Here is a 13,337-nt window from a genome sequence, read left to right as displayed (position 1 = left end):
CCCAAGAAGAAGATACATTAAACAGGGCGACCGCAAGGGGCGCCCCGACAATTCCCGATATTGTTGGCGCATATAAATCAATAGTTTCTAATGCGTGCCTGCAATTATTTAAATCGCAAAACAAAACAATGGGAAAGCTATGGCAAAGGAACTACTATGAACACATTATTCGCGATGAAAGCGCATACAATAACATCTCGAACTATATTATAAATAATCCCACTAAGTGGGATGAAGACAAATTCCATCTATAAAACAAAAAATCCCCTTTCTTTAACAGAAAGAGGAATTGTTTATTTCTTCTTTATAAAGGCTAGTGCAGTAATCATCACCAGCCCCAATCCAGATGCAATCATATAGTTATTGGCATGATCGAGATGGTATAGCTTGGCTACAGGCCCGGCTATAAACAAACTCATTGCCAATATTAGAATCGCAGTTCTCATTAATTAAACCGGTAATCTATTTAATTCAATATCATCTGGAGTAACGAAAATTAACGGCACTTTCTCTACATCAACATAACTGCTATCCAGGCCAAAACTCCGCTCTTCTGATAAGCTTAATTTTTTAAGGATAAAGTAATAATCCATAATCTGTCTTTCATAGAAACTCAATTTGGTAAACTTAGATAAATGTTTTTCTAAAAGAACAAACCTGAAATCGCCTGCAATTTTATGTTTGTTTAATGAAGTGTATTGACTGGTAATGTCGATTTCTCCATTTTTCACGAGCTCTTCAACTACTTTACGATACAATAAATTTACACGTTGCTCAATCCTGAAACCTAATCTAAAATCAATCCTGATTAGTTTTCCTGGGATCAGGAACTCAACTTTATAATCTAAGGTATAAGGCTCGTCCATTACATCAACGTGCACTAACCAGTACACATCAGCACGTTTTGGTTCCTTTTGTATAATGGAATAAATAATTTTCGATTCGATCTCCGTTTTAAAGTTCGCACTGGTTAAATAAACCAGCTGAGACGAGTATTTCGGAACTGATTCATCTCCGCTCAGTTCAGTTAAAATCTCATAATAATCTTCAATTTCGACATATTTAACAAAGCGGTTTTTGATTTTGCGGGCTACAAACCAACTCCACATCACTGTAAACAATAACGAACCGATTAATACGGTTACCCAACCACCATGCAAGAATTTGGTTAAATTACTGATCAAAAATGTGCCTTCAATAATTACATAGGTAAAAAAGAATATCGCAACTAAATATTTCGGAAAACGTCTGCTTCTCAAGTAAAAGCTAACCAGAATGGTGGTCATTAACATGGCTATGGTGATCGATAAGCCATAGGCCGCATCCATTTTTTCTGCCTTTTGGAACAACAGTACAATACCACAGCAACCAATCCATAACATCCAGTTAATAGAGGGAACATATAACTGGCCTTTAGAAACCGATGGGTAAACAATTTTAATTTTAGGCCAAAGGTTTAAACGTACCGCCTCAGCAATTAGGGTAAAAGAACCACTAATTAAAGCCTGACTGGCAATTACTGCCGCCATCGTGGCCAGTATAACCATCGGAATTTGAAACTGATCTGGAACGATCTGGAAAAACGGATTCATTTTTGCACCTGGGACATAACTTCCACTGTTCTGCAAAATCCAAACGCCTTGCCCTAAATAGTTTAGAATAAGCGTTAATTTCACAAAAATCCAACTGATTCTGATGTTATTTCTACCGCAGTGGCCTAAGTCGGAATATAAAGCCTCAGCTCCTGTTGTACATAAAAATACGCCGCCCAGAATTAAAAACGCTAGTTTATTGGTAACCAGTAAATGAATGGCATAATAAGGGTTAAATGCCTTTAGGATAGTGAGATCTTTAACAATAAAAGACATACCCAATATACCCAAAACAGCAAACCAAACAAACATTACCGGCCCAAAAAGCTTTCCGACCAAATTGGTTCCAAACTGCTGGATAATAAATAGAACCGTTAAAATGCTTAATACAATAGGGATAACCCGCACATCGAACTTACTGGTTAAACCCTCAATTGCCGATGTTACGGTAATACTGGGGGTAATAATTCCATCTGCCAGTAATGCACAACCGCCTACCACAGCCGGAACCACCAGCCACTTCGCCTTTTTCCGAACCAACGAGAATAAAGAGAAAATACCACCCTCACCTTTGTTATCGGCCCTTAGGGTAATAATAACATACTTAATGGTGGTTTGTAGTGTTAGCGTCCAAATAATGCAGGATAATACCCCAAGAACATTTGTGGGGTTTATATCCTGTTTACCGCCTAAAATGGTTGTAAAAATTGCATTTAAGGTATATAATGGGGATGTACCAATGTCACCGAACACAATTCCTAAACTAATTAGAACCCCGCCGGCGGTTAACGCGTTGACATTTTTATGATTTGACACTTCGTTGATTATTTTAGTGCGGCAAAAGTAAACTAACTATAACAATTTAACAACCAAATTATTGTGTATTTTTAACACTATGAAATTTAAATTTTATTGTTAAATTGTGTTAAATTATGGGTTTTAAACAAAATGTTTAATTTCTTTGTTTTAAATTAATACATTTGCTATACCAATTTGATGAAACTCTACGCTAAGATAACGTTCCTCACAAAACTTGCATGCACATTATGCATCGTTTTACTGTGCGGCGTAAATTCTTGGGCGCAACAAGCTGATAGTATTCGCATTAGCTTAAAAAACAGAACAAAAAAAGTAAGCAGAATTCCTGAAATTAAAGCCAACATTACACCTTACAAACCACTTTATATGACAGTTAGTGGCTCTGGAATGTTCAATGCTTACTCCACAACTCCAAAAAATACAACGGTTGTAGCAAAAGATAAATTGTTAACCATCGTAAAAATATATCCAAATCCTGTAGAAGATCAATTAAATATTATCTTATCTATCGGAAAAGATGGCACGCAGACTACGATCAAAATCATCGATTTATTGGGAAATGAAGTGGCAACACTTTCAAATGAACGCTTAAATGCCGGTGAACAGACCAAAAGTTTCGTTATTCCAAGCAGGATTAATCCTGGTATTTACTTTTTAAGGGTTATTGCCGGTTCCGAAAGCCAGGTAAAACGGATCTCAGTTTTATAACACCATTTTCTTTTCTATTTTTGATTGATGTGGATTTAATTCCCGTCTATTTTATCATATTTCATATTCTTAAGAATGAAGATCATCGCCATTGGCCGAAATTATGCCGAACATGCAAAAGAACTGAACAATCCGGTTCCAACCACACCCGTAATTTTTCTGAAACCCGATACAGCTGTTTTAAAAGACAATAAGCCTTTTTACCTACCTGATTTTTCTGATGATGTACATTACGAATTAGAAGTAGTATTAAAAATCTGTAAAGAAGGAAAACACATCGCAGAAAAATTTGCCGCTAACTATTATGATGAAGTGGGATTAGGTATCGATTTTACCGCCCGTGATATCCAGGCCAAACATAAAGAAAAAGGATTGCCCTGGGAACTTGCCAAAGCTTTTGATAACTCGGCCCCCATCAGCACCTTTCATCCTAAAAGTGATTTTGAGGATCTTTACAACCTAAATTTCGAGTTGAAGGTAAATGGCGAAAGCCGCCAGGTAGGCCATACTAAAGATTTGTTATTCTCGTTCGAGAAGATAATCAGCTTTGTTTCTCAATATATTACTTTAAAAAAAGGCGATTTAATTTTTACCGGAACACCGCAGGGTGTCGGAAAAATAAATAAAGGCGATAAACTGGAAGCCTGGTTAGAAGGCAAGCAACTTTTAAATTTTGATGTAAAGTAACGAATGATTATAAACCCGATCCAGTACAAGTTAAAATTTTTAGTTTCGATCTGCCTTTTATTTGCTTCAACTTTTGTTCAGGCGCAACAGATTTACAGTACGAATAAATACCCGATTACAGATTTCAGACAACCTTTGGATATTAATCCTCCTGCCCTTGCGGGCTCTTTTGGCGAAATCCGCGGTAATCACTTCCATTCCGGAATTGATTTCAGGACCAATCAGCGCGAGGGCTACCCTGTTTATGCCGTTGCAGATGGATATATTTCGAGGTTAAGAGTTCAGAACAGTGGCTTCGGACAGGCACTGTACATCAATCATCCTAATGGTTTCACTACCGTATACGGCCACCTTCAACGGTTTGCGCCCAAGATTGCAAGCATTGTTAAAAACCTTGAATACGAAAAAAAATCATTTGAGATTGATGAGTTTCCCGATGCCACATTAATTCCGGTACATAAAGGCGAGATTATTGCCTGGTCTGGTAACCGTGGTAGTTCTGGCGGTCCGCATCTGCATTTCGAAATCAGAGATACCAAAACAGAAGAGACCATAAACCCGCAATTTTTCGGAATCATTATACCCGATAACATTCCGCCTGTTATTCATGGTTTGTATGTATACCGTTTAAATGGCAAAACCTTTAACGAAAATACACCTAAACAAGCCATCGGCATTAGTGGAGCAAACGGCAATTATAAAACCACTGCCCCTATCAGCTTAACTGGTGAGGTTGGTTTTGGCATCGTGGTAACCGATCGGCATAATGGTTTATCGGGCACCAACGGGGTATATTCGATCCAACTGGAGGTTGACGGCAAGAAAATATATACTTCTGCCCTCGAACGCTTTGCGTTTGAAGACAGTAAGGCCATCAACTCGCACATCGATTACCCAACTTATTTAAATACCAAAAGAAGTATTCAGAAAAGTTTTGTTGAACCCGGTAATCCTTTAAAAATTTACAGTAGTTTAGTCAATAGTGGTAGAATTAATTTCAACGATGGTGCTTCGCATCAGTTACGCTACATTATAACCGATTCGAAAGGTAACTCTTCTGTTCTGCCTTTTACTGTAAATGCCGGTTCAGCGCCTATTGCAGTACCAGTTATTCCCGCTGGTATAATTTATCCATACAATAGGGTAAATGAGTTTAATACCGATGATATTAAAGTGGTTTTCCCGCTGCGAACATTGTACGGCGATTTAAATTTCACTTATAAAAAGTTGCCTAAACCAACGGGAAATGCATGGTCGGCTGTACATCAGATTCACAATAAGTACACGCCCTTGCATATTGGTTTCGATATCTCGATCAAGGCTGATAATCTTCCGGAAAACTTAAGAAGCAAAGCCCTAATTGTAAACAGCAACGGTTCATCCCAGGGCGGGTTTTTCGAGAATGGCTATGTTAAGGCTACGCCAAAAAACTTCGGCAGTTTTTATATTGCTACTGATACCCTTGCGCCAAGGATAGTACCTGTAAATATTGCCGAAGGGAAAAACATGGCCGGTTTATCTAAAATATTTTTCAGGATCAGTGATAATTTATCAGGGATAAAAAGTTTTAATGGCTTTATCGACGGCAAATGGGCATTAATGGAATTTGACACCAAAACAGCAACGCTTTGGCATAGTTTTGACGAAAGAACAGCTCCCGGAAAGCATACATTGGAACTGATAGTAGTGGACATGAAGGAGAACACCCGAAAATACACGGTAACATTTTTTAGATAGGGACAAGATGTATAGCATTATTGGATTTCATGACCATATTAATATCAATTTTTCACAATTTAGACCAAGAAATGTTTTCTTTTAACATAAATTGAACAGTATAATAAGTTAAACTGTTTAAATTGCATGCACTATTAAGCATTCAATCATTATAACATTCAAAATTCAATCATTATACATATGGCAGCGTTAAAAGAAGGTGATCAGGCACCGGCAATTACATCAAAGGATCAAAACGGCATTGAAGTTTCTTTAAGCGATTATCAGGGCAAAACGGTTGTTCTGTATTTCTACCCTAAAGATGATACACCAGGCTGTACCGCCGAGGCTTGCGATTTCAGGGATAACTATCAGGGCTTACAAGCAAAAGGCATTGTGGTTTTAGGCGTTAGTGTTGATGATGAAAAATCGCACCAGAAGTTTGTTACCAAGCATAACTTACCTTTTACCCTGCTTGCCGATACCGATCAGAAAATTGTAAACGACTATGGTGTTTGGGCAGAAAAAAACATGTACGGCAAAAAATATATGGGTACGGTACGCACCACTTTCATTATAGATGGCGATGGAAAAATCACCCATATCATCAAAAAAGTTGACACCAAAAACTCAACGCAACAAGTACTCGATTTAATTAATAACTAATTATGATATAGCGGGTAAAATATTACCTTTGCTATGTAACAACAACCTCTTATTTTAATGAAACATACAATTAAAGAGCTAGAAGATATTGCCTCTCAAATTAGAAGAGATATCGTAAGAATGGTTCACGGATGTCAATCAGGTCACCCAGGCGCTTCGCTTGGTTGCACAGATTTTTTTACAGCTTTATATTTTGAAGTATTGAACCACAAAACAGACTTCACAATGGAAGGTGCTGGCGAAGATCTTTTCTTCCTTTCGAACGGACACATTTCTCCGGTATGGTACAGTACATTAGCTCATGCTGGTTATTTCGATAAAAGTGAACTGGCAACTTTCCGTAAACTAGATTCTAGGTTACAAGGCCATCCCACTACCCATGAGCATTTACCAGGTATACGTATTGCTTCAGGATCTTTAGGCCAAGGCTTATCGGTTGCCATTGGTGCAGCGTTGGCTAAAAGGCTAAATGGCGATAAATCTCTCATCTTCGCCTTATTGGGTGATGGAGAATTACAGGAAGGCCAAAACTGGGAAGCAGCAATGTTCGCTCCTTTTAATAAAGTAGATCATTTAATTGCATCTGTTGATTATAACGGACAGCAAATTGATGGTCCTACAAGTAAAGTTCTTGCCTTAGATGATTTACAAGCTAAATTCGAAGCTTTTGGCTGGCATGTAATCAATACCGACGGTAACGATATGCAAGCAATTGTTGAAGGCTTACATTATGCTAAAACACTAACCGGGAAAGGTAAACCAATCTTAAATTTAATGAGTACGCAGATGGGTGCTGGTGTAGATTACATGATGGGCACACATAAATGGCATGGTACAGCACCTAATGATGAGCAGTTGGCCGCAGCGTTAGCGCAATTACCAGAAACTTTAGGGGACTATTAAACTAGATTTGAGACAATAGATATGAGATTTGAGACAAATTGTCGCTGAATCTCACATCTAAAATCTCACATCTCATATCTAAGAAATAATGAAAAAATATACATATACAGAAAAAAAAGATACACGTTCGGGTTTTGGAGCTGGCCTACATGAGGCTGGAAAGAAAAACGAAAATGTGGTTGCCTTATGTGCCGATTTAGTTGGATCGCTTAAAATGGATGCTTTTATTAAAGATTTTCCTGAGCGTTTTACACAGGTTGGTATTGCAGAAGCAAACATGATCGGTATTGCAGCAGGAATGACTATTGGCGGTAAAATTCCTTTCACAGGTACTTTTGCCAACTTTTCTACAGGCCGTGTTTACGACCAGATCCGTCAATCAGTAGCTTATTCTAATAAAAACGTTAAAATCTGTGCATCACACGCAGGTTTAACCTTAGGCGAAGATGGTGCAACCCACCAAATTTTAGAAGATATAGGTTTAATGAAAATGTTGCCAGGCATGGTAGTAATCAACCCTTGCGATTACAACCAGACTAAAGCCGCAACTATAGCCATTGCAGAATACGAAGGTCCGGTTTATTTACGTTTTGGCCGTCCGGTTATCCCTGTATTTACAGATCCAGATCAAAAATTTGAGATCGGTAAAGCATGGATGGTTAATGAAGGAACAGATGTTACCATTATCGCTACAGGCCATATGGTTTGGAAAGCAATCGAAGCTGGTGAAAAATTAGCTGAATTGGGCATCGATGCTGAAATTATTAATATCCATACTATTAAACCATTAGATGACGAAGCCATCTTAAAATCAGTTAAAAAAACTGGTTGTGTGGTTACCTGCGAAGAACATAACAAATTTGGTGGTTTAGGTGAAAGTGTTGCACGTTTGCTAACTACCGAATTACCAACGCCACAAGAGTTTGTAGCCACTAACGATACTTTTGGCGAAAGCGGAACACCAGATCAATTAATGTCTAAATATGGCTTAGATGCCGTAAACATTGTTGAAGCTGTTCAAAAAGTAATTGGCAGAAAAAAATAGATTTTAAATTTAACCACAAAGACACCAAGAACACTAAGTATAACCAAACCTTTGTGTACTTAGTGTCTTTGTGGTTTTGTAATTATCATAAATGAAACAAGTTGAAGATTCGGAAATTCTCGCCATGTTCGCTGTCGAGCGCACGCGTAATGAAGCCTTTAACCTGTTGCTAAAAAAATACCAGCAAAAAATATACTGGCACATCCGTAGGCTGGTTTTAAACCACGATGATTGCGACGATCTTTTACAAGAAGTATTTGTTAAAGTTTGGAAAAACCTCGATAAATTTAGGAGCGATTCTCAACTTTATACCTGGATTTACCGTATCGCGACCAACGAATCCATCACTTTCTTAAACAAGCAAAAACAGCGGAACAATACACCTTTAGACGAAGTATCATCCGAGCTTGCCGATAACTTGGTTGCCTCATCTTATTTTAACGGCGATAAACTTGAGCTTAAACTGCAAAAAGCAATCCTTACCCTGCCTGAAAAACAACGGATTATCTTCAACATGAAATATTTCGACGATATGAAATATGAAGAGATTTCGGAAGTGTTAGGTACCTCTGTAGGCGCTTTAAAAGCATCATTTCACATCGCTGCAAAAAAAATTGAAGCTTTTATTACAAATGATGAAATAGACTATTAAACCTTTTCACTTTAATTGTATCATATATCTGTGATGAACGAAAATATAGAAAATAACGATTGGATAAACGAAGCCCCTGCACTTGCGGCAATGGGGAAACGCAATCCTTTCTCCGTTCCTGATGGATATTTCGAAAATTGTGATGAGGACATTTTTTCTGCTGTCTTTTTAGATGGATTGAAACAGAAAACCAGTGAAAATAATTTTGAAGTTCCGCAGCATTATTTTGAACATCTAACGGAACGCATTCAAACCCAAATTTCGCTGTCCGAATTGCCTAAAGCAGAACAGGCCTTTGCAGTACCTGAAAATTATTTCGATACGCTGCAGCATAGAATTACCGATACGATTGCAGCATCGGAGCCTAAAAGGGAGGCCAAAGTTATTCCTTTATGGAGGCGCAACATTGTTAAATACGCAAGCGCGGCCTGTTTCTTATTAATGGCTTCGTTTGGTGTTTATTTTTACCAGAATGGCTCAACTAGTGCTGTTCAGCAAACACAATCTGCAGAAGCAATAAACGAACAACTATTATATGATATTGACGAAAGTACGATCATCGATCATTTAGAAACGCAAAATACTACATCATCTAATATAAAAACTACTTCTGCGTCAGATACAGAAATGGAAAACTACATCTTGAGTAATTTCTCGTCAAGTGATTTATCTCAGGAACTAAATAATTAATACAGAAATGAAGAATTTACTTTTTGTTGCTTTAATGTTTTTATTACCCACAACCCTGTTGGCACAAAAGCCAAAGGGAGAAGAAATAGAATCACTTAAAATAGCTTTTTTCACTCAAAAACTGGATTTATCGCCAGAAGAGGCTAAGATTTTCTGGCCGATTTATAACGACATGCAGGCAGAACAAAATGCCTTGCGCAAAGAACGCATGCAGAAAATGATCTCTTTCAGAAAAACAACTGAGATAGATAATCTAACCGATGCGCAGGTGCAAAGTTTAATTACCAGCGAATTCGACTTCAAGCAAAAAGACCTTAATCTCGATAAAAAATATTACAACAAACTTAAAGCGGTATTGCCGATAAAAATTGTTGGAAAGTTTTACCGGGCGCAGGAAGGTTTTAAACGCGAGTTACTCAATAGATTTAAAGGCGGCCAAAGGCAATAAAGAAAAAGACTTACAGTAATGTAGGTCTTTTTTGTTTTAAAGCACTCTTTCATTTCCGTACTTTTGCACCATGCTTACCCAACGTCAGTTGTTTTTACAACACAATGCACAAACCTCTCCAGAGCCGCTTATGCTCGAATTTGTAAGGGCAAAAGGAATCTACATTTACGATGCGCAAAACAAAAAACACATCGATCTTATTGCCGGTATCGGCGTGAGTAATGTTGGTCATTGCCATCCTGCGGTGGTGAAGGCCATTCAAGAGCAGGCGGAAACCTATATGCACCTGATGGTTTATGGCGAATATGTGCAAACGCCTCAGGTAAATTTTGCCAAAGCCCTTGCCGATATCCTGCCCGACAGCTTAAGCTGCACCTACTTTTTAAATTCAGGAACTGAAGCGGTAGAAGGCGCCATGAAACTGGCGAAACGTTATACTGGCCGTAAAGGATTTATTGCCTGCAAAAATGCTTACCACGGCAGCACACAAGGTGCAGAAAGTTTAATGGAAAGTGATTTCTATTCTTCTGGCTACGGTCCTTTCCTGCCCCACGTAAGCTTTATTGAACATAACAACGTTGCTGATCTCGAAAAAATCACTTCAGAAATTGCCGCTGTTTTTATTGAGCCGATACAAGGTGAAGCCGGAATCCGGGTGGCAGATTTAAGCTATATGCAGGCTTTACGGGCAAAATGTACAGAAACCGGAACATTGTTAATCTTCGACGAAATACAATCTGGTTTTGGCCGTAGCGGTAAAATGTTTGCCTTTGAGCATTATAATGTTGTGCCCGATGTGCTGCTCCTGGCGAAAGGAATTGGTGGTGGAATGCCAATTGGCGCTTTTATCAGCTCGCTGAAAATTATGTCAGTTTTATCGCATACCCCAATTTTGGGTCACATGACTACTTTTGGGGGGCATCCGGTTTGCTGTGCTGCCGGATTGGCTACCTTACGTACTTTAGTTGATGATCATATTGTTGATGAAGTAGAAGAAAAAGGGCAATTGTTTAAACAGCTCCTTCAACATCCTGCCATTAAAGAAATTAGGGGAAAAGGTTTAATGTTGGCGGCTGAATTTGAAAATTTCGAGATCAATAAAAAAATCATTGATGCCTGCATTTTAGACGGTGTATTATCAGACTGGTTTTTACATTGCAGCAATTCTATGCGCATTGCCCCTCCTTTAATTATAACCAAAGAAGAAATTGAAGAAGCTTGTACGATCATCTTAAAAAATATTAACTTAGTTTTAGAGACTAAATCATAAAGCTGAAAGACTAAAGAACATTAACTAAATTAAAATGAACGTACTCATAGTTGAAGATGAAAAAAGCCTGGCGCTTGAAATGGATGAATTCTTGAGCAAAGAAGGATTTATTGTAGAGCATGCCTGGAAAAAATCTTCTGCGGAAGAAAAAATATTTGTAAACAATTATGATTTTATTTTATTAGACCTGGGTTTGCCCGATGGCGATGGCTTCGATATTTTGAAACAGTTGAAAGCCATGAAAGATCGTGATGATGCTGTAATTATCTTAACCGCCCGTAGTGCCGTTGATGACCGGATTAAAGGTCTTGATGAAGGTGCAGATGATTATTTACCCAAACCATTTTCGTTAAATGAACTTTTAGCGCGTATGCATGCCATTACCCGTAGAAAACACAAGTTGGAGAAAAATGAGGTAAACATTCATGATTTTTTGCTCAATATTCAGAATAGGACCGTTTCATTTGGTGATGAGAGATTAAATCTAACCAAAAAGGAATTCGAAATATTCAACTATCTGGTATTGAACAAAAACCGCGTAGTATCGAGAATGAGTTTAACTGAACACGTTTGGGGCGATATTTTAGAAGTCAATTCTGATTCTAACTTTGTTGATGTCCATGTTAAAAACCTGCGAAAAAAACTCGCAGCGGTGAGTCCAACGGATTGGTTCGAAACCGTAAGGAGTATTGGCTACAGGATTAATTGTTAGAGCGTCGGGAGTCGAAGGTCCGGAGTCAGAAGTTAAGATTCGATCTATCAATGAACCCAATTGAACCAATGAACCATTAAACAAAATGAAGTTACAGGTTAAGTTTTCTTTATACAATGCAGTAACAAAAATTGCCATTATTCTGGTATTGGGGGCTATCATTCTATTTTCGTTGGATAAACTTGCTTACAACCAATTTGACAACCGTTTAACCAAAAAGAAAAACAAAATCATTAAAAACTTAAACGATAATGAGATCGACAGCCTTTTAAACAAAGAACAATCCTTTACCGATTACAATATTTTAAAGGAAGAATTTATCGTTTTAACAGATATACCCGATAACCAGAAAGACTCTACAGCAAAAGTATTTACAGAAAAGCGGGAAATCGAAGGCGATATTGAGGTATATAGAATCCTCAATTATAAATTTTCTTATCATACAAACTGGTACAACCTGGAGATTGGAGAAACGATGACAGCGCTTCAATCCATTAAAAATTCGATCCGTTTTTACATGCTGATTGTGTTGGTTGCCGCCTTACTTATTACTTTGGTAGCAGATTTTACCTTCTCAAACTTTTTATTAAGGCCTTTTTATCTCATTATCGACAAAAAGATCAATCTGGTTGATGATCCTTCACATTACAATTACCAGAATATACCAACTACCACCAACGATTTTAAAATCCTCGATAATAGCATAAACTCTTTGATGCGTAAAATAAATACGCTTTTCGCTTTAGAAAAGCAGTTTATTGCTAACGTTTCGCACGAGCTGCTTACCCCCATTTCAATTTTAAGTACGCGCTTCGAAAATATGCTCAACACACCAGATATTCCGGTTGAGCACGAAAACAAAATCTACGCCTCTCTAAAAACCTTAAACCGCTTAAAGGTAATTATCAACAGCTTGTTGCTCATTTCTAAGGTAGAAAACAATCAGTACCTAAAAACCGAAGAAATTAGCCTCAAACAGGAAATCGATGATATATATGAAGATCTGGAAGATCGAATAGCAGATAAAAACATCAGTTATAACGCCCACCTTTCAAAGGATTTTCATTTTACCGGGAATAAAGCACTGATACATACCCTTTTAATCAACATTATCAACAATGCAATAAAGTATAATACTGAGGGAGGCACTATTACCATAACAGATAAAACCGAAGCTGAAAAATATATCCTCAGCATCAGCGATACCGGATCAGGTATGAGCGCGGCACTGGTAGAAAATGCTTTCGATCGGTTTAAAAGGGGAAATACCGAAGAAAACGGCTTTGGCCTGGGGCTGGCCATTGTGCAAAGTATTGCCCGATTCCATAAAATAGATGTTGATATTAAATCTGAAGAACACAAAGGAACCAGCATTTCGTTAATTTTTTTAAAATTCCCCTCATAAGCTTATTACATAGTGCATTATCTG

The 13,337-nt window shown here is 37.8% G+C and carries 14 protein-coding genes and 1 pseudogene; 13 read left to right on the top strand and 2 right to left on the bottom strand.

What is annotated here, in order from left to right; all coding sequences use genetic code 11:
* Nucleotides 1-254, top strand: a pseudogene (locus tag AC07VK_RS12120) (hypothetical protein); the annotation flags it as partial.
* Between the two features lie 39 nt (nt 255-293).
* Here AC07VK_RS12120 and AC07VK_RS12115 read toward each other — a convergent pair.
* Both AC07VK_RS12115 and AC07VK_RS12110 read right to left on the bottom strand, forming a co-directional pair.
* A complete protein-coding gene (locus tag AC07VK_RS12115; RefSeq protein ID WP_492960642.1) occupies nt 294-446 on the bottom strand; it encodes a hypothetical protein in 153 nt (50 codons plus the stop codon).
* Nucleotides 447-449: 3 nt separating this feature from the next.
* Nucleotides 450-2,408, bottom strand: a complete 1,959-nt coding sequence (locus AC07VK_RS12110; protein WP_492960640.1) for a KUP/HAK/KT family potassium transporter — start codon at nt 2,406-2,408, stop codon at nt 450-452.
* Between the two features lie 180 nt (nt 2,409-2,588).
* Between AC07VK_RS12110 and AC07VK_RS12105 the strand changes: the two genes are divergently transcribed.
* From AC07VK_RS12105 to AC07VK_RS12050, 12 genes are all read left to right on the top strand, one after another.
* Nucleotides 2,589-3,119 carry a T9SS type A sorting domain-containing protein gene (locus AC07VK_RS12105; RefSeq protein ID WP_492954900.1) on the top strand — a complete coding sequence of 177 codons (531 nt, stop codon included), beginning with the start codon at nt 2,589-2,591 and terminating at the stop codon, nt 3,117-3,119.
* Nucleotides 3,120-3,194: 75 nt separating this feature from the next.
* Complete coding sequence (locus tag AC07VK_RS12100) at nt 3,195-3,806, top strand: fumarylacetoacetate hydrolase family protein (RefSeq protein WP_492960638.1); 612 nt, start codon at nt 3,195-3,197, stop codon at nt 3,804-3,806.
* A 3-nt stretch (nt 3,807-3,809) separates the two neighbouring features.
* A complete protein-coding gene (locus tag AC07VK_RS12095) occupies nt 3,810-5,543 on the top strand; it encodes a M23 family metallopeptidase (RefSeq protein ID WP_492960636.1) in 1,734 nt (577 codons plus the stop codon).
* 180 nt (nt 5,544-5,723) lie between these two features.
* The gene (gene bcp / locus AC07VK_RS12090) at nt 5,724-6,188 is read left to right on the top strand and encodes a thioredoxin-dependent thiol peroxidase (protein ID WP_029274070.1); all 465 of its coding nucleotides are present in this window, start codon (nt 5,724-5,726) and stop codon (nt 6,186-6,188) included.
* A 57-nt stretch (nt 6,189-6,245) separates the two neighbouring features.
* Nucleotides 6,246-7,091 (top strand): transketolase, encoded by an 846-nt coding sequence (locus AC07VK_RS12085; protein WP_492954897.1) that lies wholly within the window; start codon nt 6,246-6,248, stop codon nt 7,089-7,091.
* A gap of 88 nt (nt 7,092-7,179) precedes the next feature.
* Complete coding sequence (locus AC07VK_RS12080; protein WP_057932755.1) at nt 7,180-8,136, top strand: transketolase family protein; 957 nt, start codon at nt 7,180-7,182, stop codon at nt 8,134-8,136.
* 91 nt (nt 8,137-8,227) lie between these two features.
* Entirely contained in the window at nt 8,228-8,788 is a 561-nt protein-coding gene (locus AC07VK_RS12075; RefSeq protein WP_025145705.1) for an RNA polymerase sigma factor, read from the top strand.
* Between the two features lie 33 nt (nt 8,789-8,821).
* Nucleotides 8,822-9,478 carry a hypothetical protein gene (locus AC07VK_RS12070; RefSeq protein ID WP_492960634.1) on the top strand — a complete coding sequence of 219 codons (657 nt, stop codon included), beginning with the start codon at nt 8,822-8,824 and terminating at the stop codon, nt 9,476-9,478.
* A 7-nt stretch (nt 9,479-9,485) separates the two neighbouring features.
* The gene (locus AC07VK_RS12065) at nt 9,486-9,926 is read left to right on the top strand and encodes a hypothetical protein (protein WP_477585859.1); all 441 of its coding nucleotides are present in this window, start codon (nt 9,486-9,488) and stop codon (nt 9,924-9,926) included.
* A gap of 70 nt (nt 9,927-9,996) precedes the next feature.
* Nucleotides 9,997-11,196, top strand: coding sequence for an aspartate aminotransferase family protein (locus tag AC07VK_RS12060; protein ID WP_492960632.1), 1,200 nt, complete (start codon nt 9,997-9,999; stop codon nt 11,194-11,196).
* A 34-nt stretch (nt 11,197-11,230) separates the two neighbouring features.
* Complete coding sequence (locus AC07VK_RS12055; RefSeq protein ID WP_492954894.1) at nt 11,231-11,908, top strand: response regulator transcription factor; 678 nt, start codon at nt 11,231-11,233, stop codon at nt 11,906-11,908.
* An 85-nt stretch (nt 11,909-11,993) separates the two neighbouring features.
* Nucleotides 11,994-13,313, top strand: a complete 1,320-nt coding sequence (locus AC07VK_RS12050; protein WP_492954893.1) for a sensor histidine kinase — start codon at nt 11,994-11,996, stop codon at nt 13,311-13,313.
* Nucleotides 13,314-13,337 lie beyond the last annotated feature (24 nt).

The organism is Pedobacter sp. GW821-FHT01D05 (genome assembly GCF_059422505.1).
This window is presented reverse-complemented; position numbering and strand designations above follow the sequence as displayed.